At 42.6% G+C, this 20,958-nt stretch carries 24 protein-coding genes; 16 read left to right on the forward strand and 8 right to left on the reverse strand.

Annotation, left to right across the window (positions count from 1 at the left end):
* The first annotated feature begins 84 nt into the window (after nucleotides 1–84).
* Entirely contained in the window at nucleotides 85–924 is an 840-nt protein-coding gene (locus SHALO_RS04315; RefSeq protein WP_069477510.1) for a GGDEF domain-containing protein, read from the forward strand.
* A gap of 26 nt (nucleotides 925–950) precedes the next feature.
* Here SHALO_RS04315 and SHALO_RS04320 read toward each other — a convergent pair whose 3' ends face one another.
* Nucleotides 951–1,517: a YajG family lipoprotein gene (locus SHALO_RS04320; protein ID WP_069477511.1), complete on the reverse strand. Its 567-nt coding sequence runs from the start codon at nucleotides 1,515–1,517 to the stop codon at nucleotides 951–953.
* Between the two features lie 98 nt (nucleotides 1,518–1,615).
* Here SHALO_RS04320 and SHALO_RS04325 point away from each other — a divergent pair, with 98 nt between their 5' ends.
* The 15 genes from SHALO_RS04325 to mrdA all read left to right on the forward strand — a co-directional run bounded on the left by SHALO_RS04325 (nucleotide 1,616) and on the right by mrdA (nucleotide 15,365).
* Complete coding sequence (locus tag SHALO_RS04325) at nucleotides 1,616–2,494, forward strand: NAD(+) kinase (protein ID WP_069477512.1); 879 nt, start codon at nucleotides 1,616–1,618, stop codon at nucleotides 2,492–2,494.
* On the forward strand, nucleotides 2,491–4,032 hold the full coding sequence (locus SHALO_RS04330; protein ID WP_069479315.1) for an AAA family ATPase: 1,542 nt from the start codon (nucleotides 2,491–2,493) through the stop codon (nucleotides 4,030–4,032). The genes SHALO_RS04325 and SHALO_RS04330 overlap by 4 nt, the downstream gene beginning before the upstream one ends.
* 101 nt (nucleotides 4,033–4,133) lie before the next feature.
* Nucleotides 4,134–5,783, forward strand: coding sequence for a lactate permease LctP family transporter (locus SHALO_RS04335; RefSeq protein ID WP_069477513.1), 1,650 nt, complete (start codon nucleotides 4,134–4,136; stop codon nucleotides 5,781–5,783).
* A 121-nt stretch (nucleotides 5,784–5,904) separates the two neighbouring features.
* Nucleotides 5,905–7,158, forward strand: coding sequence for a response regulator (locus SHALO_RS04340; protein WP_025344033.1), 1,254 nt, complete (start codon nucleotides 5,905–5,907; stop codon nucleotides 7,156–7,158).
* On the forward strand, nucleotides 7,159–7,959 hold the full coding sequence (locus SHALO_RS04345) for a TatD family hydrolase (protein ID WP_069477514.1): 801 nt from the start codon (nucleotides 7,159–7,161) through the stop codon (nucleotides 7,957–7,959).
* A gap of 37 nt (nucleotides 7,960–7,996) precedes the next feature.
* Nucleotides 7,997–9,238 carry a lytic transglycosylase domain-containing protein gene (locus SHALO_RS04350; protein ID WP_084010702.1) on the forward strand — a complete coding sequence of 414 codons (1,242 nt, stop codon included), beginning with the start codon at nucleotides 7,997–7,999 and terminating at the stop codon, nucleotides 9,236–9,238.
* Nucleotides 9,219–10,016 (forward strand): septal ring lytic transglycosylase RlpA family protein, encoded by a 798-nt coding sequence (locus tag SHALO_RS04355; protein ID WP_174543299.1) that lies wholly within the window; start codon nucleotides 9,219–9,221, stop codon nucleotides 10,014–10,016. The genes SHALO_RS04350 and SHALO_RS04355 overlap by 20 nt, the downstream gene beginning before the upstream one ends.
* A 1-nt stretch (nucleotide 10,017) precedes the next feature.
* Entirely contained in the window at nucleotides 10,018–10,590 is a 573-nt protein-coding gene (hisB, locus tag SHALO_RS04360) for an imidazoleglycerol-phosphate dehydratase HisB (protein WP_069477516.1), read from the forward strand.
* Nucleotides 10,590–11,087: a KdsC family phosphatase gene (locus tag SHALO_RS04365; protein WP_069477517.1), complete on the forward strand. Its 498-nt coding sequence runs from the start codon at nucleotides 10,590–10,592 to the stop codon at nucleotides 11,085–11,087. Before hisB ends, SHALO_RS04365 begins: the two co-directional genes overlap by 1 nt.
* Nucleotides 11,078–11,614, forward strand: coding sequence for a hypothetical protein (locus SHALO_RS04370; RefSeq protein WP_069477518.1), 537 nt, complete (start codon nucleotides 11,078–11,080; stop codon nucleotides 11,612–11,614). Before SHALO_RS04365 ends, SHALO_RS04370 begins: the two co-directional genes overlap by 10 nt.
* On the forward strand, nucleotides 11,611–12,075 hold the full coding sequence (gene lptA, locus SHALO_RS04375; RefSeq protein ID WP_069477519.1) for a lipopolysaccharide transport periplasmic protein LptA: 465 nt from the start codon (nucleotides 11,611–11,613) through the stop codon (nucleotides 12,073–12,075). Before SHALO_RS04370 ends, lptA begins: the two co-directional genes overlap by 4 nt.
* Nucleotides 12,072–12,674, forward strand: coding sequence for a ribosome biogenesis GTP-binding protein YihA/YsxC (gene yihA, locus SHALO_RS04380; protein WP_084010704.1), 603 nt, complete (start codon nucleotides 12,072–12,074; stop codon nucleotides 12,672–12,674). Before lptA ends, yihA begins: the two co-directional genes overlap by 4 nt.
* Entirely contained in the window at nucleotides 12,671–13,129 is a 459-nt protein-coding gene (locus tag SHALO_RS04385) for an N-acetyltransferase (protein WP_069477520.1), read from the forward strand. The genes yihA and SHALO_RS04385 overlap by 4 nt, the downstream gene beginning before the upstream one ends.
* On the forward strand, nucleotides 13,096–13,569 hold the full coding sequence (locus SHALO_RS04390) for a hypothetical protein (protein ID WP_069479318.1): 474 nt from the start codon (nucleotides 13,096–13,098) through the stop codon (nucleotides 13,567–13,569). The genes SHALO_RS04385 and SHALO_RS04390 overlap by 34 nt, the downstream gene beginning before the upstream one ends.
* Entirely contained in the window at nucleotides 13,566–15,365 is a 1,800-nt protein-coding gene (gene mrdA, locus SHALO_RS04395) for a penicillin-binding protein 2 (RefSeq protein ID WP_069477521.1), read from the forward strand. Before SHALO_RS04390 ends, mrdA begins: the two co-directional genes overlap by 4 nt.
* Nucleotides 15,366–15,381: 16 nt before the next feature.
* Here mrdA and SHALO_RS04400 read toward each other — a convergent pair whose 3' ends face one another.
* The 7 genes from SHALO_RS04400 to mobB are packed head-to-tail and all read right to left on the reverse strand — an operon-like array spanning nucleotide 15,382 to nucleotide 20,893.
* A complete protein-coding gene (locus tag SHALO_RS04400) occupies nucleotides 15,382–15,960 on the reverse strand; it encodes a DJ-1/PfpI family protein (protein WP_069477522.1) in 579 nt (192 codons plus the stop codon).
* A 3-nt stretch (nucleotides 15,961–15,963) separates the two neighbouring features.
* Nucleotides 15,964–16,383 (reverse strand): rRNA maturation RNase YbeY, encoded by a 420-nt coding sequence (gene ybeY, locus SHALO_RS04405; RefSeq protein ID WP_145923225.1) that lies wholly within the window; start codon nucleotides 16,381–16,383, stop codon nucleotides 15,964–15,966.
* Nucleotides 16,384–16,395: 12 nt separating this feature from the next.
* Nucleotides 16,396–17,400 carry a hypothetical protein gene (locus SHALO_RS04410; RefSeq protein ID WP_069477523.1) on the reverse strand — a complete coding sequence of 335 codons (1,005 nt, stop codon included), beginning with the start codon at nucleotides 17,398–17,400 and terminating at the stop codon, nucleotides 16,396–16,398.
* Complete coding sequence (metG, locus tag SHALO_RS04415) at nucleotides 17,397–19,334, reverse strand: methionine--tRNA ligase (RefSeq protein ID WP_069477524.1); 1,938 nt, start codon at nucleotides 19,332–19,334, stop codon at nucleotides 17,397–17,399. The genes SHALO_RS04410 and metG overlap by 4 nt, the downstream gene beginning before the upstream one ends.
* 33 nt (nucleotides 19,335–19,367) lie before the next feature.
* On the reverse strand, nucleotides 19,368–19,565 hold the full coding sequence (locus tag SHALO_RS04420) for a hypothetical protein (protein ID WP_069477525.1): 198 nt from the start codon (nucleotides 19,563–19,565) through the stop codon (nucleotides 19,368–19,370).
* Complete coding sequence (locus tag SHALO_RS04425) at nucleotides 19,558–20,394, reverse strand: class 1 fructose-bisphosphatase (protein WP_069477526.1); 837 nt, start codon at nucleotides 20,392–20,394, stop codon at nucleotides 19,558–19,560. The genes SHALO_RS04420 and SHALO_RS04425 overlap by 8 nt, the downstream gene beginning before the upstream one ends.
* Before the next feature lies 1 nt (nucleotide 20,395).
* Complete coding sequence (gene mobB / locus SHALO_RS04430; RefSeq protein WP_069477527.1) at nucleotides 20,396–20,893, reverse strand: molybdopterin-guanine dinucleotide biosynthesis protein B; 498 nt, start codon at nucleotides 20,891–20,893, stop codon at nucleotides 20,396–20,398.
* Between the last annotated feature and the right edge of the window lie 65 nt (nucleotides 20,894–20,958).

The following is a 20,958-nucleotide window of genomic DNA, read 5'->3' on the forward strand; positions in this document are numbered from 1 at the left end:
AGTTTATTTTTAGAAGGGATTGTCATCTTTTGTGGTACAATCAACCCCAAGCTGTTATAAAAAATCTCTCAATTTTGGGGTAGCATGCATCTAATGATTATGATCGGTGAATTGGTTTTTTTAATTATCGGTGCTCTTTTCTTAGTGCGCGCACTCTCCCCCATTAAGCGGTTAATTTCTGAGCTGCCAGAAGGAACGCTAAAGCGACGTTGGCGACTCTTAAGCAATCTTACACTCTTCTTTCTCCTCTTTTACTTTGTTTTTGGTTACAACTTATGGCTACTGCGTGAAAGCATCACCATGCTCTCAATGCTTGGCTCTTTAATGCTTCTTTTAGGCGGTATTGCTTCGTATGTGATGGGGCAACTGGCACTTCAAACAGCCAATGATGTCAAAGACATGGCAATTTTACAGCATGAAAGCATTACAGACGCGCTTACGGGACTTAAAAACAGACGTTATTTTGACCAGCGTATGAGTGAAGAGGTTGCTCTCTCCTTGCGCCATAAACTTCCCTTGAGTTTAATGCTTTTGGATGTGGATCATTTTAAAAAAATCAACGATACGTATGGACACCAAATTGGGGATGAAGTCCTCTCCTCGCTTGCTAAACTCATTTCAGGAATGGTGCGCGATAGCGACATCGTCGCCCGATATGGGGGCGAAGAGATTGCCATTATTACCCCTCGAACCAGCAAAGAAGAGGCGGCACTTTTAGCGGAGCGATTACGTGATTTGATTGAAAAAACGACGGTTGCAATGGTTGGAACCACACAAGAGGTTGTGCAAGTGACGGTGAGTTTGGGGATTTGCTCCCTTAGCGCCGTTATTACCGATAAAGATGCCCTCTTAGAAGAGAGTGATCAAGCCCTTTACTTGGCAAAAAAATATGGACGAAACAGGGTTGTAGTGAGTAATTGGTAGAGGGAAGAGAACTCTCTTCCCGAGGGCTACATACGTGTTAAGCGTGTTACGATTTGATCGATACTGTCTGTAAATAACGAGTACAAGAACGGCTCTAAATCTTTTGAGTTATACGAAGGTGCGATCCATTTGCTCCCTTTTTGGCGGAAGTTTTGGGTGATCACATCGTCCCCTTTACGCACAACCACTTCAATTTCGATCTCGCCGTTAAGGTTTGCATCAAAATTTTTGTCATTGTAGATGAGCTCAATATCTTTAATAGAGACTTCGACAATCAGGTTCGCTTCACTGCTTGAAGCGTCGGTGTTAAAGCCCGCAAGATTGAGTGCATATCCTAACCCTTCTGTGTATTTCTCAGCAAAATTTTCGTTACTGTAGAAGTTGATGGTGGTGGAACTTTTTTGATCCACATAACCGATAATATTTTTCTTCGCACGTAGATCTTTCACAGGTTTCAGATAAACGACTTTCTTATCGCGTGTGATGGGGCCTTTGTATTCGGCTTTGTACGATTCTAAACTCAGTGCTTCATTTTTGTAGGTACAACCGCTAAAAATAAGCAGTGCAACCGCTGCAAAAAAGAGATGTTTCATGGTAGTGCTCCTCGTGTTTGACCTTCTGTGTGGTCTGTCATATCGGCGAATTATAGCATAATCGCTGATTAATAAAAGAGACGCTAAAATGAGGTATCATGAAAATAACCAATCATACAAAAAAATTAACCACGATTACAACCGTAGGGCTTGTCAGCAAACCCAATGATGGCACGCTGTGCGGGTACGTGCATGAGATTGAAACAGCGCTCAATAAACACGGTGTTAACTTGCTCATTGAAGAAAAAAGTGCCCAACTTTTAGGGTGTGGCGAAGGGATAAGTTTTGAGCACATGTGTAAAGCGAGTGATTTTCTGATCTCCCTAGGCGGTGATGGTACCCTGATCTCGTTGTGTCGCAAAAGCTTCAAGTATCATAAACCCGTTTTGGGGATTCATGCGGGGCAATTAGGGTTTTTAACCGACATTCAGACCGATGAAATCAGCGATTTTATTGAAGAACTTTTTGTGGGAAATTACCGAATTGATACGCGAATGATGCTGGAAGTCTCTTTACATGTAAACGGTAAAGTGGAAAAAGTGGTTGCCTTTAACGACATTGTGTTATCGCGTTCTAAAATATCGCACATGAGTACCATCAAAGCCTATGTAGATGGGCAACTTTTTAATTCGTATTATGGCGATGGTTTGATCGTCTCAACCCCTACAGGCTCGACCGCCTACAACCTCTCAGCCGGAGGTCCTGTGGTGTATCCACTTACCGAAGCGCTGATCATCACGCCGATTTGCCCGCATTCGCTCTCTCAAAGACCACTTGTGTTGCCTGTCGATTTTGAGATTGCGTTTGAGAGTGATGGCGATACCGTGATTGTCGTGGATGGGCAAGATACCTATACGATGAATGAGATTGAGCGGGTGAGTGTGCGCATCGCGAAGCAAGGAGCGGAGCTGATTCACAGTTTGGATCGCGACTATTTTGAGATATTGAAAAAGAAACTGCATTGGGGGCATCTGTGATAGAGCGCTTGTTGATTAAAAACCATCTCTCCTTTTCGGAGTGTGATATAGCATTTGAAAAAGGGTTAGTGGTTTTTAGCGGTCCGAGTGGGGCGGGTAAATCGGTGTTGATGCAAGGGCTTTTGTCGCTTTTTGGCTATGGCGATGTTCATGCTGATGTGATTGAAGCCGTTGTTGGGGAAAAATTAGGACTCGAAGCCTTTGGTTTTGAAGAGGAAGAGCCAAATATTTTTAAATTTCTCAAAGCGAAGAATGCGCGTTATTTTATCAACACCCAAGCGGTCTCTAAAAAAGGGATGGTGGAGCTTTCGCGCACCTTCGTAAACTACCTATCGGTCAAAGATAACAGTGAATTTGAAAATAGCCGTCTTTTAAGCTTATTGGATGGTGTATGTGCGCGTCAGGAGCCCGATCATCACGAGGTAGTGAGTAAATTTGAAACACTTTTCGGCGAATATAAAACCTTCAAAGAAGAGCTCAAACAGATCGAAGCAGAAGAACAAAAAGTCGAAGATCTCAAAGAGTTTGCACGTTTTGAAATTGCCAAAATCAATGAAGTCTCTCCTAAGATCGGCGAAGATGAAGAGCTGCTCCGTTTTAAAAAATCGCTCTCTAAAAAAGAGAAGATTGAAGCGGCGATGCAAAAAGCAGGATCTATTTTTGAACTTGAAAGCAGTGTGATTGAAGTACTCACTCTTATTGAAACCAATAGCAGCTTTTTTGATGCGTGCATGAATGAACTGCGTTTGGTCTTTGAAAAGCAAAATGAAACCCTAGAAGCCCTTGAAGAGATCGATGTGGAATCGCTTTTAGATCGTATCGAAAAGATCGCACAGCTTAAAAAACGGTATGGTTCGATTGAAGAGGCATTGGCACATAAACACAAGCGTGAAGAGGAGCTTGCTCGTTATGAAAACATCGCTTTTGAGAAAAGCCAGTTGGAAAAAACCGTTGCTACTTATGAGCGCGAAGTAACGCAAAAGAGCCTGCACATCAGTCAAACGCGCCAGACCTATTTACCGCTGTTAGAAGCGCGCCTCAATGACTACCTTTCCCAGCTGTATATGCCTTCATTAAATCTGCGTTTGGAAGAGGGCGCCATGAGTGAACTTGGGTGTGATGCTTTACATGTAAACCTTGGCAAAGTCGATCTTAAAAAGATTAGTTCTGGCGAATACAACCGTGTCCGTTTGGCATTTTTAGCCACACAGAATGAATTTTTACTCTCACGTGGTGGTGTGCTCATCCTCGATGAGATCGATGCAAATCTCAGTGGTAAGGAGTCCATGAGTGTCGCAAATGTCTTAAAAACGCTCTCATTGAAGTACCAAATCTTTGCGATTTCGCATCAACCACAGCTCTCGTCCGTTGCCAATCAGCATTTTTTGGTCACCAAAGATGCTTTACATGTAAGCCATGTGGTACCACTTGGAGACGCGGAGCGCATTGTGGAATTGGCGCGCATGGTGAGTGGTGAAAATGTGAGCGATGAAGCGATCGTTTTTGCCAAGTCTCTTTTAGAGAGTGCAAATTTGTAACAGTTTTTTTCCACCTCATTTCTACTCGTTGCAAAAATCATACGAATATCATATCTTTTCTTTACTCTGCGTGTAGAGTTTACATTTAAGAGGAGGTTTGTATGCAAACTTGGCAACAAGTTTATTCCCCCATTGCGGGCAGTTTAGGGCTATCTGCACTCGTGGCGTTAATCCCTATTATCTTTTTCTTTCTAGCACTTGCCGTGTTTAGAATGAAAGGTCATTACGCCGCAACGATTACATTAGCGCTTTCTATGATAGTGGCTGTTGTTGGTTTTGGTATGCCTACGAATATGGCATTTGCTTCAGCAGGGTACGGCTTTTTATACGGCCTTTGGCCTATTGCTTGGATTATCGTCGCGTCGGTTTTCCTTTACAAGCTAACGGTCAAAAGTGGTCAATTTGGAATTATTCGTAACTCCATTCTTACGATTACCGATGATCAACGTATCCAAGTCATTCTCATTGGTTTTGCCTTTGGTGCGTTTTTGGAAGGTGCTGCTGGTTTTGGTGCTCCTGTTGCGATTACAGCGGCTATTCTTGTTGGACTTGGGTTCCAGCCAATCTATGCAGCAGGTCTTTGTTTGATCGCCAATACTGCACCGGTTGCCTTTGGCGCTTTAGGTATTCCTATCTTGGTCGCAGGTAAAGTCACTGGCATCGATCCTTTCTTAGTCGGTGCAATGGCAGGACGTCAGCTTCCATTCCTTTCTGTCCTTATTCCTCTTTGGATTGTTGCAATGATGGATGGTTGGAGAGGTGTTAAAGAAGTATGGCCAGCAGCTCTTGTAGCAGGTGGTAGTTTTGCATTGTCTCAATACGCAACGTCTAACTTCATTGGACCAGAGTTACCCGACGTAACCTCTGCAATCCTCTCTATCGTCTCTTTAACCGTTTTCTTAAAATTCTGGAAACCAAAAAATGTGATGAAAGGTCATGTTTCTGCTGAACTTGAGAAAGAGACCCAAAAAGCACATACGGGTGGCGAAGTGCTTAAAGCATGGTCACCGTTTATTATTCTCTCTGTTATGGTTACTATCTGGACAACCAATGCCTTTAAAGCGTATTTCGCTAAAGGCGCAATCATGGCAGGTACCATATTCAACTTTGAGTTTACAAGTATCAGCAACACCATTTTCAAAATGATGCCAATTGTCGCTAAACCTACTGCATTCTCAGTGGTTTATACTTTCAACCCGATTTCGGCTACAGGAACAGCGATCTTCTTTGCGGCAATTATCTCTATGTTTGTGTTACGCGTCAATGTTTCAACAGCGATTAAAACAATGGGTGAAACACTCTTTGAGCTTAAATGGGCGATTTTATCTATCGGTATGGTTTTGGGCTTTGCCTTTGTGATGAACTATTCAGGCATGTCAACAACGATGGCACTTGTGCTTGCAAACACAGGCTTCTTGTTCCCATTCTTCTCTCCAATCCTTGGTTGGTTAGGCGTATTCTTGACAGGTTCAGATACATCATCCAACGCACTTTTCTGCGGATTGCAACAAAATACAGCGCAACAGCTTGGATTGAATGAGACCTTGATGGTTACAGCCAATACAACCGGTGGTGTTTGTGGTAAGATGATTTCTCCTCAATCTATCTCCATTGCATGTGCATCTGCTGGTATTGTTGGAAAAGAGTCAGACCTCTTTAGATTTACCGTAAAACACAGCTTGATTCTTGTCACCATTATGGGCTTAATGACAATGGCACAAGCGTATATCTTTACGTGGATGATTCCTTAATCTTTCGTAATATTCTCACGTTTTGAGGCGGTGGTTTGATCCTCCACCGCCCTCTTTAGGAAATTTCCAAAATTTTATGTTAGAATTGACTTAATCTTACATGTAATGATTAGGAACATTGATGGCACGCGAAAAGATTTTAATTGTTGAAGATAACAAAGCACTTTCCAAATTGATCGTCAAAAAGATGGAGGCCAGTCTGAATTTTGATGTGGATGCCGCCTACAGTTTTGAAGAGGCTCAAACGATTGTTGAAAAGAACAATGATTATTTTGTCGCACTTCTCGATCTTAACCTTCCCGATGCTCCCGATGGTGAAGTGGTAGATATGATCTTATCCTATAAAATTCCCTCCATAATTCTCACAGGTTCGATGGATCAAGAGATACGTGAAAAGATTTTGAAAAAAGATGTGATTGATTATGTCTATAAAGGTAATATCGATGATGTCAATTATATTTTCACGCTGATTGAGAGATTGCATAAAAACCGTGATATTAAAGTCATGATCGTGGATGATTCTATGGCGACACGTTCCCAAATCAAATCCCTGTTACATCACCAAATGTTTAAAGTATTGGTTGCCGCACACGGTGAAGAGGCATTAGCGTTTTTAAAAGACAACCCTGACATCAAGCTTATCTTAACTGATTATTTAATGCCGGTTATTGATGGTGTGGAGCTGACCAAAGAGGTTCGCAAACTCTACAATAAAAATGAACTCTCCATCATTGCGATGACAGCAAGCAATCAAGAACTGATCTCTGCTAAATTTCTTAAAATCGGTGTAAATGATTTTATCAACAAACCTTTTTTGCGAGAAGAGATAGCATGTCGCATTAACAATTCATTGGATGCTTTAGAGTACATTGCTAAAATCAAAGAGATGGCGCAAAATGATTTTTTAAGTGGACTTTCAAACAGGCGCCATTTCTTTGAAGTGATGCGAGAGTATTTTCACGAGGCAAAAAAGCGTGATGAGTCATTTGCCATAGCCTTAATTGATGTGGATAATTTTAAACAGATTAACGATACATTAGGGCATCATGTGGGCGATACGGTGATTGTTGAGCTGGCAAAAGCCTTGAGTAAACACCTCACGCATGATCATTTTATTGCACGTTGGGGTGGTGATGAGTTTTGTGTCGTGCTTAAAAATATTGAGCAAAAAAAGGCATTGGAATTTTTTATAAAACTCAAAAGCGCCATTTCAGGGCTTCACATTAAAACCAAAGAGAAAAAAGAGGTGAGTGTGAATATCTCCATTGGGGTGACGTTTGGTGATTTAGAAAGCGTGGAAGAGATGATCAATCAAGCCGATAAGGCACTGTATATTTCAAAAAAGAATGGACGAAACAGGGTTGAGGTCGCTTAAATGATCATTGATACCCATTGCCATTTAGATGATATTCAGTTTCGAAACGATGTCGATAGTGTGATCCAAAATGCGTATGAAAAAGGGGTGCAAGGGATTATTATTCCAGGTGCTGATCGTGAAGATTTAAGCTATGCCCAAGAGCTTTCCCATCGCTATGAACATATCTTTTTTGCCGCAGGTATTCATCCGTATCATCATGAGCAGTATGACGAAAAAATACTCCGATCTTTTTTGAAAGATGAAAAGTGTATCGCCGTGGGTGAATGTGGATTAGACTATTTTAGATTGCCTGAAGATGCCCATGAAAAAGAGTTTGAAAAAGAGCAACAGCACCATATTTTTGCAAAACAGATTGCTTTAGCACGGGAGCTTAAGAAGCCATTGATCGTCCATATTCGCGATGCAAATGAAGATAGTAAGCGTCTTTTACAAGAAGGCAATGCAGGCGAAGTTGGAGGTGTCCTACACTGTTATAACGCGTCAAAACATCTTTTAGAGTTAGCACAGCATGGCTTTTATTTTGGTATTGGTGGCGTATTAACGTTTAAAAATGCCAAAAATTTAGTCGAAGTTTTACCACTGATTCCCCGCGAAAAACTCCTTATTGAAACGGACGCTCCCTACCTAACACCGATGCCTCATCGAGGTGAACGCAACGAGCCAGCCTATACACTTTTGGTTGCAGAAAAAATGGCAGAGCTTCTAAATATGAGTGTCACCGAACTTCACAATTTAACCTCAAAAAATGCTTTTACACTCTTTAAAGCTTTGGAAAAGATAAAGTTAGCTACAATCTAATAAATCATAAGCAACATTAACACGATAAAGGAGAGGCATGTATAAGGTTATTTTAACCCTTTTTTTTCTGTTTCAGAGTCTCCATGCTTTTTTAAATACCGATAATAACTACGAAAAACAACTCATCGCCCTCAAAAATTTTGATCTTCCAAACACCTTCTTGAAAGATTCTATCTTTATCTCTATGCAAGAAGATGTTGAGATTTATAAGACCAAACACTTTTTACGCACACTTGAGAGTGGCGACCGATTTGTGCCTATTTTGCAAAAAATGATGCAAGAAGCGGGCGTTCCTACCGAGTTCTTATACCTTGCCATGACCGAATCGAGTTTTGATCCTTACTCCTCTTCTCCTGCACGAGCTTCAGGCATTTGGCAATTTATCCCTGATACTGCGCGTCGTTATGGTTTGGTGAACAATGCCTTTGTGGATGAAAGGCGTGATCCTATCAAATCCACTGAAGCGGCGATTGCTTATCTGAAACGTTTACACGATATGTTTGGGAAGTGGTATTTAGCAGCTCTTGCGTATAACTGTGGCGAAGGGGCTGTTACCAAAGCGATCGCTAAAGCAGGAAGCGATGATATTAGCGTTTTACTCGATGAAAATCAAAAATACCTTCCCAAAGAGAGCAGGCTGTATATTCGTAAAATTCTGATGATGAGCTTTATCTCAGGCAGTACCGATTTTATGCTGGATAATGGCTCTGAGTATCTGCTAAACCGTGCCAATAATGCAACGTTTGTCAAAGTTACTGTTCAAAGCGGTACCTTGCTCAAAGATGTCTCGGAGAGTATTGGTATTTCGGTTAATGAGCTTAAGTCGTATAATCCCCATCTCAAACACGCTTTTGTCTCTCCACTTGGTGCCAAAGGGTATCTTTATATTCCCCAAGATCGTCAAGTCTCTTTTTCTCAAAATTTTGATCAAACCAAAGAGCCTCAAAAATACGCTGTTTATACGACCCAAAAAGGCGACTCTCTGCAAAGCATTGCTAAAAGGTACGGTGTAAGCTATCAGTCGTTGATGGATCTTAATAACCTAAAAACGGCTGCTTTAAAACCAAAAACAGACTTGGTGGTACCTTCTGGTGTTCCAATGCCTGTAACAACACCTTCTTCTAATAATGCTGAAAAAATCTACGTGATTAAAGCAGGTGACACCATTGAAACCGTAGCGAAAAAGCATGATATTCCTGTTGCCCAATTGATCAAAGCCAATAAGAAAAAAAATGCACTTGTAAAAGTGGGAGAGAGTATTGTCATTCCAAAAAATTAGTGGATTAAGCCTTTGTGTTGTCATGGTTTTGACGTTTTACGGATGCTCTTCTAAAAATAACTCTTACCCGTATCGTTCTAGCGGAGGTGCTACTATGGCGCCTCCTGAAGGTACTGGATCCATCAATGATTCTCCTGCCATGCACAGAGCTACGATGCGCCCTTACAGTATTGATGGGAAAATGTATACGCCCACGATGGTCAGCGTTGGGGATTATTTCAGTGGCATTTCGAGTTGGTACGGCAAAGATTTTCATGGTAAAAAGACCTCGAATGGTGAGGTTTACAATATGTATGAGATGACAGCAGCCCACAAAACCCTTCCAATGAATACGATGCTTAAAGTCACCAATCTTAAAAACAATAAAAGCATTGTGGTTCGCGTGAACGATCGTGGCCCTTTTGTGGGAACACGGATTATTGATCTTTCGTATACGGCGGCAACGCGGATTGAGCTGGTTGCCAATGGCACAGGTCCTGTGGGTATTGAAGTCATTGGTTTTGCCGGTGTTGTCGCTCCTTCTGGTTCACCAAAACAGAGTGTCGTAGAGACCGATTATCTGATCCAAATTGGAGCGTTTAGAAGCAAAGAGGGTGCAACGCGCTTTGCTCAAAGCAATATGAATGTCAATAATCGCTACAATGCGATTATTAAAGAGGGAACCTTTGACAATGAGCCAATATACCGTGTATGGCTCAAAGGGTTTGGCAGCGAAGCTGAAGCCTCTGATTTCATTGCAAAAGGGCCACATAAAGGCTCATTTATCGTAAGGGAATAGTATGCAAACACTCCAACGCATTACCAAAGAGACACAGATCAGTGTTGAATTAGAGATTAATGGTACGGGAAAAGCCGTTATTGAGACAGGGATTGGTTTTTTTGACCATATGCTTGAAGCTTTTGCTAAGCACTCCTTGATCGACTTAACGCTTACATGTAAAGGCGATACGCACATCGATTTTCATCACAGTGTCGAAGATGTCGGCATTGTTTTAGGGCAAGCTTTGCGTGCTTCGATTTATCCGATTGAGTGTGTTGAGCGTTATGGCAATGCGGTTGTGGTGATGGACGAAGCGGCTGTTGAATGCGCCTTGGATCTAAGCAATCGTGCTTACCTCGTGTATGAAGTTGAGATGGAAGGCAAAGTCGGCGCCTTTGATGTTGAACTCGCAGAAGAGTTTTTCAGAGCCCTCATTGTCAATGCAGGCATCAGTGCGCATATCGTTGCGCGTCGTGGTAAAAACAGACACCACCTGTTAGAAGCGGCGTTTAAAGCGTTTGCCGTAGCCCTTCGCAGGAGTTTAGTGAAAAATGAGCGTGCGGGAATTCCAAGTACTAAAGGTGTGTTGTAATGATTGAATTATTGGTGTTTGATGTGGATGGCTGTTTGACCGATGGTGGCATCATGTATGGTAATAGCGAAACAGAAGAGTTTAAAACGTTTAATGTCAAAGATGGTTTTGGCATTGTCTCATGGATGAAGCTTGGCCGCAAAAGTGCGATTATTACAGGACGAAGTTCGGATGTCGTAACCAAACGGGCGAAAGAGCTGGGAATCACCCATTTGTATCAAGATGTTAAAGATAAAAAAGCCGTTTTGCAAGCCATATTGAACAAAGAGGGTTTGGGTTTTGAAAATGTGGCTGCCATTGGGGATGATCTGAATGATCTAAGCCTTTTACGCTCCGTGGGTCTCTCTTTTTGTCCCAAAGATGCTATGCCTTTGATTCAAAAAGAGGTTGATGTGGTCTTGTCCAAAGAGGGTGGACGTGCAGCCGTTCGTGAAATGATCGACATTGTGGTCGAAAAAGAAAACTTAAGCGAGGCATTCGTAAACCTTTGGCTCTAAAAATCCTTTCGTATGCAACCGTGCTCTTTTTTGGCATGATGATTTTTCTAATGATCAAAGAACCTTACACGATTGATATGCTTGATGCCAATGGAAATCTTGTCCCTGAAGTAGAGCTCTTTAATGCCCAAAATTATCAACTGAAAGAAAACAGTATAGAAAGCATTGTCCATTCGGAGTATGTTGCTCGGTACAAAGATTTTGATAAACTTTATGTCATTCATGCTGGGCATAAAACTAAAGAGGGATTGCGTGGCATACTCACCTCTGATGAAGGAACCCTGCAAGATAACGTGATGCATTTTATGACCAATTCGCACTATTATAGAGATGATGGTGTCTCTTTAGAGGGTGAAGATATTTATTATGATCTTAAACAAGAAATTTTAAGCAGTGAAAAACCCTTTATTTTTGCCCAAAAGCAGAGCCGTAGCCATGGGCTTTCATTTGTTTATCAGATGAAAGAGGGCACAATAAGCGCCACGAATATACACTCCTTTATTCAACAACTAGGAAAAACGAAATGAAAAAATTGGGTTTACTCTGCCTTTGTCTTTCACAACTGCTCATCAGTGCAGAAGTGGAAGTGACTGCCGATAAATTTTTTGCCGATGAAAAAAAACAGATCAGTATTTTTGAAGGGCATGTTGTGGTTATCAAAGAGGGCGATAAACTGACCGCTAAGAAAGTTGTGATTGAATTTGATGAGAAAAAACAACCCCTTCGTTATATCGCTACAGGCGATGCGAAAGGGAACTTAACGATGAACCAAAAGAAGTACTATGGCGAAGCGGAAAAGATGACCTATGAGCCAACCAAAAGCCTTTATACCCTTGAAAAGAAAGCTTTTTTACATGAGATAGAGACCGATAAAAAAGTGTATGGTGATTATATTCGCGCAAATCAAAACACAGGGCAGTACGAAGTCGATGGCAAGGGTGCGGGGCCTGTGAAATTTATCTTCAAAGTTGAGGATAAAAAACAGTGATCAAAGTCAAAGACGCCTTCTTTGTGAAATCTGCCTCTAAAATGGAGGAGACGACACCTGAGGGAATGAGCGAAGTCGCTTTTATTGGTCGCAGTAATGTAGGTAAAAGCTCGATTATTAATGCACTCACGAATAAAAAAGGGCTTGCCAAGAGCTCTTCAACGCCAGGTAAAACACGCCTGATTAACTTTTTTCAGATTGTTTTGGCGAAGGATGAGAAGACTTACCACATGCAACTGGTGGATCTTCCCGGTTTTGGGTATGCTAGAGTATCGCACAGCCTCAAAGAAGAGTGGCAGAAAAATTTAACGACGTACATTCAAAAGCGTGTCTCCATTCGCACCTTTGTGCATCTCATCGACTCGCGTCACCCTTTTTTAGAGATTGATCAAGCAGTGCACACCTATCTTCAAGAGATTGTAAGAGCTGATCAGCATATTTTGCGTATTTTTACCAAACTCGATAAATTAAAACAGAGCGAAATCAGCGTGATTAAAAAAAATTATCCGTGCGCTCTTTTGGTCTCAAGCAGCAGTAAAAAAGGGATTGATAAAGCCTTAGAAGCCATCTTTGAAACGCTTTTTGGAGATCAAGAATGATTCATTACACCAAAGCAAAACTCAGCGATATTATCCTGATGCAAGACGTCGTGCAACCTGAAGTGGAGAAGGGCATCATTTTATTTCGCAGTTCCGATGAGATGGCGACGAACATTCGCTCGTACATTCTTGCCAAAGAGGATGAGAAGATTATTGGCTTTGGAGCGCTTCATTTTCATGCCGATGATCTCGCAGAAATTCGCAGTCTCGTGGTCAAAGATGGTTTTCGTGGGCGTGGTGTTGGCAAAGGTATTGTTCAAACACTTATGGTTGAAGGAGAGGGTTTGGGTGTGAAAAAAGTCTTTACCTTAACCTATCAAAAAGCCTTTTTTGAATCGGTTGGTTTTAGTGAAATCCCCAAAGAAGCACTGCCTACGCATAAAATCTGGGCAGATTGTATCAAATGCAAACATTTTCCAATATGCGACGAAATAGCGCTCATCAAAACTATCTAACCCTCTTTTGGATCAGTGGATGGCTTTTGTGTGGGCTCGCGATGTCCTCGCTCTATCCGCTTATTCCCTCATTTGTGGGGGTGGTTTTTTGCTATCTTATTTTAAACTCCAATCGTCATGAAGAAAATGCTATGCCACTGTTCTTAGCGTTTTTCTATCTTTGCTTGTATGATCTCACCAAAGGATTCTACCTCTTTTCGTATGTGATCTTATTTACACTTATCTACAAATTTGCGATTTATCGAATTCAAAATATTATTACATGTAACAACTGCATTTTAGCTGCGTATGTGACTATGGCGTATTTGGGGCATTACCTGCTCAATGCTTTTTTTGCCTACTTGGACAACGAATCTTTCCCCTATTTTTCCAATGTCTATTTTTACTATATTGCGATTGATTCCATACTTTCGTTTATGCTTTTTAAGGTGACACGGTGAGAATTAAGATCGTTCTTGCCATCTTCATTTCGGTGTGGATTGCTCTTTTGGTGAGGGTTTATTATATTAGCATTAAATCCAATGCCTATTACGAAGAGATTGCTAAGCAAAATGCGGTCAAAGTGGATGAACTCGCACCTTTGCGTGGTGTTATTCTGGATCGAAATTTAAACCCACTCTCTGTCAATCGTCTGGGTTTTTCCATTGGCATTAAACCAAGGCTTAGCCTGAAAGCCAGCCGTGAGATTTTGGACGAAGAGATCGCTTTTTTATCATCTATCTTGCCTGATTTTAGTGTCAAAGAGCTCAGCAAAGAGTATCTCAAAGCAGACTCGGCGTACAATCATGATTTTGTCGAAGTCATCCCCTTTATTCCTTATGATAAGCTCATCCCCCAATTTGCTAAAATCGCGCAACACGACAATTTGATGATTAAAATTACCTCGAAACGACACTATCCGTATGGCACGCTCGCATCGCATGTGATCGGCTATGTGGGCAAGTCCAACACCCAAGATGTGGCAGAAGATGAAACCGCAAAGTTGGTAGGCTTTTCGGGCAAAACGGGCATCGAAAAATTTTATAACACCGTTTTACAAGGGGTCAAAGGTGAGAAAAAGACCAAAGTAACGGCATTTAACCAAATCATTGAACAGGTGAGCAAAACGCTTCCCCAAAGTAATGATCTTATCTTAAGCCTTGATCTTGACTTGCAACGCTACATTGCAGAACTTTTTAGTGATGACAGTGGCGCGGTGGTGGTGATGAACGCCAAAAATGGTGAAATATTAGCCGCTGCGAGCTTCCCTGAGTATGATCTCAATACATTTGTCAACGGCATTTCACGGGAAGAGTGGGCCGTGTTGGCAAACGACCTGAACCATCCTTTTACCAATAAATTGGTCAACGGTCTCTACCCTCCAGGCTCGGTTGTGAAGATGGGCGTGGGCATGGCGATGATGAACTCAGGCATCGTTACGCCCACGATGACGTTTGAATCAACAGGGACGATGGAGTTAGGCGGTCGGGTTTTTCGTGATTGGAAAAAAGAGGGGCATGGCATTATCTCGTATGCACGGGCGATTAAAGAGAGTTGCGATGACTACTTTTATAAAGCCAGCTTGAAAACGGGCATTGACAACATTGCACCGTTTCTTTCTAAAATTGGCTTTGCTCAAAAAACAGGTATCGATCTGCCGCGTGAATTCATTGGAACGGTTCCGAGTCGCGAGTGGAAAAAAGCACGTTTTGGCAAAGGGTGGTCACAAGGTGAAACGCTCATTAGCTCCATCGGGCAAGGTTATTTTCTCGTAACGCCCGTTCAAGTGGCAAAATACACCGCATTTCTTGCCACAGGTAATGGTGTGACGCCACATTTTGTGAGTAAAATTAACGATGAAGCGCTTGATTTCCCCGTAGATCCAAATATAGTCAGTGAAAATGAAAAACGCTATTTGAAGATTACAAGAGATGCGATGTATGAAGTGGCGAATGTTCAAGGGGGTACGGCTCTTAGACACATCAACCTCACGGCTCCTTTTAAGATCGCTGCGAAGACGGGAACGGCTCAAGTGGTGGGTATTTCGCAAACCGACAAAAAGCGTATGCGCGAAGAGGATATGGACTACTATCAACGTTCTCACGCGTGGCTTACCACGTATGGCCCTTATGATAATCCTCAGTATGTTGTAACGGTTTTGGTTGAACATGGAGGGCATGGCGGAAGTGAAGGCGGTCCCATCATTTCTAAAATTTACGATAAGCTCTATGAAAAAGGGTATATTAAACTCAAATAATCGTTACATGTAACGTTTAAAGCTTGTTCACATCAATCTCATACTCTATTTTCTCTGCCACTTCTTGCGCGAGCTTCACGCCAAAAAGTTCACGCAAAAGGTAAAATCCAAGTTCTAAGCCAGAACTCACACCCGCGGCAGTGATGATCTTTCCATCATGAACCACTTTGCTAGAGACGACATTGACGCCATACGCGGCTAATTCATCAAACGTGCTGTGGTACGTCGTTGCCTCTTTACCTAAAAGCAACCCCGCTTCTGCTAGAAAAAAAGCGCCTGTACAGACAGAGGTAAGGTAGGTCGCTTCATTGTGGCGTGCTTCTATAAACGCGCGCATCGAAGGCTCTTTCATCCACTCAATGCGACCTTTCCCTCCGGGAAAAAGCAAAATATCTAAAACAGGTGCACTCTCAAAACTCGCATCGGGCAAGATTTTAAGACCATTAAACGCTTGCACTGGTTCTAAACTGGGGGCGATGAGCATGACTTTCGTGCTGTTAGGTGCTATTTTATTGATGTAGCTCAGCACCTCAAAAGGAGCGACAAAATCCAACTCTTCGACATTGGAAAAAATAACAATACCAATGGTAACCATGACCTAATCCTCCGTACGAACAATTAAACTCTTGGGTAAATGATACTGCGTTATCCATGATTTTTCCATATCGCGCATCTGCCCGCTGTCCACTTCATGATCAAACCCTAAAAGATGTAGCATGCCGTGAATGAACAAAAGGGTGATCTCCTCTTCCACACTGTGCCCCAACTCTTTGGCTTTTTGCGCTGCGAGCTCATGGTTGATAACGATGGAACCAAGAGGGGCGTGGGGAAAATCATCAATGGGGAAGCTTAGCACGTCGGTGGTTTTATCCATCCCTCGATGCTCTAAATTGAGCTCGTGCATACTTTCACCATCAATGATCAAAAGCTCTACCTCTTTAGGTGTATGCTCCGTGCAAATCTGCTCTAAAATCTTTACACGTAAAGGGATGTTGAATTCATTTTCGATCAGCAGCATAAAAATATCCTTTTAAAACAGGCTGGGCTGGTTGGTAAATGTTTTGATAAACAGAGGCTCACATGCCTCTTTATCGCTTAAAATCAGAGCGTATTGAAACGATGTGTCGCCCAAGATGGCAAGCTCTTCGATGGATTCAAATAAGATCGTTTTTCCGCTAAAGTCCAATGCTTCTTGAAACGTTTTGGGCACGCAGAGAATCACATGGGAAGCATCAACTTGGGTTAGAAGGTACGCTATCAAGGAAGGAATTAACGAAGGTGCAGGCTCAAAAATAAGCGCTTTATCGCTGCTTCCAAACTCCTTTTTACACAGCGCATGTGTGATAAATTGTGGGTAAAAATGGTCACAAAAGCCAAGATGCTCCAAACTGTAGGCGATCTCATGGGTATCACAAAAGCCAAGTAAACAGAGCAGCTCTTCGACAAAAAGAGAGGGAATTTTTTGCTCTGTGTAGTAGCGTTCATTGTGCCAAAAAGAGCTGAGAAACAGCCCTTTTGCCATCACCGTAGGCTTTACATGTAAAGTGGTTTCAATGCTTTGAGAAGCAGGGGCAATGTCGTGTGCAAGGGTTGGATTGCTTAGGCAAAAACGCTCTTCTTCTTTCGCACCCAGAATGGTTTTAACGATGCTAAAAAGATCGTTTCGCAGACGTTTGATACTGCGAGGCGTTTGAATGATCTCCAAAAGTGCTTCTTGTACAGGGGAAAGTAGAAGGATGTCGAGTGATTTTTGGGTGATCGTGTAGCGTAACAGTTTGATGAGAATCTGCTCAATGGAGTTCACTTCGATCCACGCGCACTCTTCATCTTCATTGGCAAAAGCAAGAGTCGTGACAATGGCGTAAGCGCCTTTTTCAAGCGCTTGGTGGATCAGCTCGCGTGATGCTGTGGTGTCGATAAAAAGATCGCCATGCGAGACGCGCATACTCTCCAGTGCGATGGAAGCAAACGCATCAATGGGAGGCGTAGTTCTAAGCCTTCCATCAATGATGCGTACAAAGTTCTCTATCTTCATCCAATTGAAGCGCCACTTTGGCGAGGACGTTCTGGGCGAACCAAACAGAGTCCCTCTTTGTCTTTTGCTGCTAGGAGCATACCTTGGCTGAGTAGCCCTTTGATCGTGGCAGGTTTGAGGTTCGCAACCACGCACACTTGGGTGTTGATAAGCTCTTCAGGCGTGTAATACTCACGAATCCCTGCGACAATTTGTCGTGGCTCTGCTTCACCCAGATCGACTTTGAGTTTCAAAAGACGATCGCTTCCTTCTAAAATGCTCGCTTCTAAAATCGTTCCCACTTTCAAAGCGGTTTCAAAAAATTGGTCAATCGTAATGATCGACTCGATCTTTGCCTCTTTCTTCTCTTTTTTAGCAGGTTGTGGTGCGACTATGGGTGCAGATTCAACAGGTTGTTCCATCAACTCCTCTTCGATGCGTGGGAAAAGTGGTGGCACTTTTTCGATCGTAAATTCATCTAAAAAGGTTTTACGCAAAACGATTTTGTCATAGTTTGCAGTGTTGATCTCAAAGCCCATCGCTTTGGCGATCGTCATAGTTGTTTTAGGCATAACAGGGTGCAAAAGTATGGAAACACGCGCCAAGATGTTGGAAACGAGGGCGACGAGTGCTAAGGCTTGCTCTGTTTTTCCCTCTTTGATTTTGACCCACGGCTCATGCACGGTAATCGCTTGGTTGGCGATGCTCAGCACTTTCCAAAGCTCTTCAAGGTAACGGTTGGTTTGAAGCTCTAAGAGGTTGTTTTCGACAGTTTTTAAGATCTCATCCACCGCCACCAGCTCACTCTCATGAAAGGTCGTGACATCCTTGGAGTTAATCACGCCATTGCTGTATTTGCCACTCATTCCGATGATACGATTCAGTAGGTTCCCAAGCTCATTGCCCAGATCGGAGTTGATACGATCCATCAAGGCTTTTTGGCTAAAGTCACCGTCTTGACCAAACGGCACTTCACGAAGCATAAAGTATCTAAAGTTCTCTAAGCCATAGGCATCGGCAACCTCTTTAGGATTAACGACATTGCCTTTACTTTTGCTCATCTTCTCACCATTTCTCGTCCACCAACCGTGTGCGGCGACATGTTTTGGAAGCGCCAAACCAAGGCTCATCAAAAATGCTGGCCAGTAGATGGCATGAAAGCGAAGAATGTCTTTGCCCACTAAGTGCATCGTTGCGGGCCAAAAGTCCATGTTTTTTTCATCGGTGCCGTATCCAAGTGCGGTTGTGTAGTTTAAAAGGGCGTCCAACCAGACATACATGACGTGTTTATCATCGTTCATTGAAGCGGGCAATTTCACACCCCAGTCAAAACTGGTACGTGTAATAGAGAGATCACGAAGTCCTTGTTTGACAAAGCTAATCACTTCGTTTTTTTTGCCTCGTGGAAGGACACATTTCTCATCGTTGTTGTACCATTTGATGAGATCTTCTTGGTATTTAGAGAGTTTAAAGAAGTAACTCTCTTCTTTGACCAGACGGGTGAGTTTGCCACAATCGGGGCATTTGTCCTCATCGACCAGTTGGGTGTCCGTAAAAAAAGTCTCACAGCTCACACAGTAGTGACCTTCGTATTCGCCTTTGTAAATGTCGCCTTTGTCAAACATGACTTGAAACGCTTTTTGAACCCCCGTTTTATGCTCGGCGTCCGTCGTGCGGATGAATTTGTCGTAACTGATCTCAAACTCATCCCAAAGAGCGCGGAATTTGCCACTGATCTCATCCGCATAGGCTTGAGGCGTTTTGTTGCGTAATTTTGCCGCTTCTTCGATCTTTTGACCGTGTTCATCGGTTCCTGTTAAGAAAAAAGTCTCATAGCCTTTCAAACGATAATAGCGTGCCATGGTGTCTGCGATAATGGTCGTGTACGCATGTCCGATATGCGGAACATCGTTAACATAGTAGATTGGGGTGGTAATGTAGGCTTTTTGGGACATCGTTTTTCCTAGTTAAATTGATTCATTGTATTGTTAAAACTCAAATCCGCCACCGTGTCCTTTTGCCATACTTTCGTAAACGGCTTTGACATAGGTTTTGCGGATTTCACACTCAAACATTTTTTCACAATCGCTGCACGTTACAAGGTTTTTATCCTGTTGGCATGCTTGTAAAAGTGCTTTTTTCTCTTGCAAATCTTGTTCGTAAATGTCACTGACTTCACTACTCATAGCACTTCCGAACGCGTTTTATCTCTGTTGTCGAGCCAAAGAAACACGGTGTCGTGTCATGTGGATGCGAAGGGGTGAGGTCAAGCACTCTGTGTTTGCCATCGATCGCCTCGCCACCTGCTTTTTCGTACACAAACGCAAAAGGGAAGACTTCAAAAATCATGCGCAGTTTGCCTTTTGGCACATCGCTTGTTGCAGGGTACGAGAAAAGTCCGCCACCTTTGAGAAGAATTTGATGCAAATCTGGCACCATTCCGCCTGAATAACGCAAGCGATAGCCATCGGCAAAGATTGCATCAATCAATGCTTTATGCTTAGGTTCCCAACACATTTGGGTTGAACCTGGCGCATTGAGTTTGCCTTTTTCTTTCAGCGTGATTGTTTGAATGAAGACAAATTCACCGTTTTTATTGAGACGGTACATCTTAACATCAACTTCCGCAATGACCAGCTCAACGCGAGGTCCATAGACAACGTAGACCGCTGCTTTAAGATTTGCCCCTGCATAGCCACCCTCGTAGATGCCAAAGATGGAGCCGACACTGAGGTTAACATCAATGAGGCTTGAACCATCCAGTGGGTCGTACCCAACACCGTAAATGCCGTTTACATGTAAAGGTGTTTTGTCTGCTTTCTCTTCGCTCACGATCTCTTTGATCGAAGCAACTTTGGCAAACTCCTCTTCGATGATAAGGTCACTTTTGATGTCCAGTTTGAGTTGGGTGTCGCCTGTGGAGTTGATGTTCTCAGAATAGCCCGTATCATCAAACTCAATGGCTTCTCGAATGCGTATGGCGGAACGTTTTATAGCTTCGTATATTTCGTGCATGTTATTTCACTTTCTTAGCATTTTTGAGTATCCAAGCAACGACTTGCTCGGGGTTATTCAGATCTAAAATTGCAATATGGGAAGGGAGGTCATAATCGCTTAAATTGATACTCTCATCAATCGCAATGGCGTCGGAGCAGTCAAAATAGTCCACATCCAGTTTGTTACGAAAAATCGCAATGCGCGGAAGCGGTAGATTTTTAAGCCCTTCCACCAACAAGAAATCAAAGCTTCCTAGCATATCAATGATCTCATCCAAACTTTTTTGATGTTTCGAAAAAAGCGTCGTACGCGTTGGAGAGGTTATCACGACTTCAGCGCCCGTTTGCGAAAACTTCCAGCTATCTTTGCCTTCCACATCGAAGATCGCTTTATCGCTTGGGTCATTTTTAATGATCGCAAGTGCATGGTCGTTTTTAAGAATGTTTGCCACCTTAAGGATCAGCGTTGTTTTGCCGCTATCTGATGGTCCCGTGAATGCAACAGCTAAGGATTTCATTTTTTCCTGCTTTTTATGTTATTATCGTGCTAATATAAAAAATTATAGCAAAAAAAGATTTAGCT

Source organism: Sulfurospirillum halorespirans DSM 13726 (assembly GCF_001723605.1).
In the GTDB taxonomy this organism is placed as follows: domain Bacteria; phylum Campylobacterota; class Campylobacteria; order Campylobacterales; family Sulfurospirillaceae; genus Sulfurospirillum; species Sulfurospirillum halorespirans.

Excerpts from the sequence above, each read along its gene's own strand:
- SHALO_RS04315 (WP_069477510.1), top strand. The coding sequence starts at position 85 with ATGCATCTAATGATTATGATCGGTGAATTGGTTTTTTTAATTATCGGT.
- SHALO_RS04320 (WP_069477511.1), bottom strand. The coding sequence starts at position 1,517 with ATGAAACATCTCTTTTTTGCAGCGGTTGCACTGCTTATTTTTAGCGGT.
- SHALO_RS04325 (WP_069477512.1), top strand. The coding sequence starts at position 1,616 with ATGAAAATAACCAATCATACAAAAAAATTAACCACGATTACAACCGTA.
- SHALO_RS04335 (WP_069477513.1), top strand. The coding sequence starts at position 4,134 with ATGCAAACTTGGCAACAAGTTTATTCCCCCATTGCGGGCAGTTTAGGG.
- SHALO_RS04340 (WP_025344033.1), top strand. The coding sequence starts at position 5,905 with ATGGCACGCGAAAAGATTTTAATTGTTGAAGATAACAAAGCACTTTCC.
- SHALO_RS04345 (WP_069477514.1), top strand. The coding sequence starts at position 7,159 with ATGATCATTGATACCCATTGCCATTTAGATGATATTCAGTTTCGAAAC.
- SHALO_RS04350 (WP_084010702.1), top strand. The coding sequence starts at position 7,997 with ATGTATAAGGTTATTTTAACCCTTTTTTTTCTGTTTCAGAGTCTCCAT.
- hisB (WP_069477516.1), top strand. The coding sequence starts at position 10,018 with ATGCAAACACTCCAACGCATTACCAAAGAGACACAGATCAGTGTTGAA.
- SHALO_RS04365 (WP_069477517.1), top strand. The coding sequence starts at position 10,590 with ATGATTGAATTATTGGTGTTTGATGTGGATGGCTGTTTGACCGATGGT.
- lptA (WP_069477519.1), top strand. The coding sequence starts at position 11,611 with ATGAAAAAATTGGGTTTACTCTGCCTTTGTCTTTCACAACTGCTCATC.
- SHALO_RS04385 (WP_069477520.1), top strand. The coding sequence starts at position 12,671 with ATGATTCATTACACCAAAGCAAAACTCAGCGATATTATCCTGATGCAA.
- SHALO_RS04390 (WP_069479318.1), top strand. The coding sequence starts at position 13,096 with ATGCGACGAAATAGCGCTCATCAAAACTATCTAACCCTCTTTTGGATC.
- SHALO_RS04400 (WP_069477522.1), bottom strand. The coding sequence starts at position 15,960 with ATGGTTACCATTGGTATTGTTATTTTTTCCAATGTCGAAGAGTTGGAT.
- ybeY (WP_145923225.1), bottom strand. The coding sequence starts at position 16,383 with ATGCTGCTGATCGAAAATGAATTCAACATCCCTTTACGTGTAAAGATT.
- SHALO_RS04410 (WP_069477523.1), bottom strand. The coding sequence starts at position 17,400 with ATGAAGATAGAGAACTTTGTACGCATCATTGATGGAAGGCTTAGAACT.
- metG (WP_069477524.1), bottom strand. The coding sequence starts at position 19,334 with ATGTCCCAAAAAGCCTACATTACCACCCCAATCTACTATGTTAACGAT.
- SHALO_RS04420 (WP_069477525.1), bottom strand. The coding sequence starts at position 19,565 with ATGAGTAGTGAAGTCAGTGACATTTACGAACAAGATTTGCAAGAGAAA.
- SHALO_RS04425 (WP_069477526.1), bottom strand. The coding sequence starts at position 20,394 with ATGCACGAAATATACGAAGCTATAAAACGTTCCGCCATACGCATTCGA.
- mobB (WP_069477527.1), bottom strand. The coding sequence starts at position 20,893 with ATGAAATCCTTAGCTGTTGCATTCACGGGACCATCAGATAGCGGCAAA.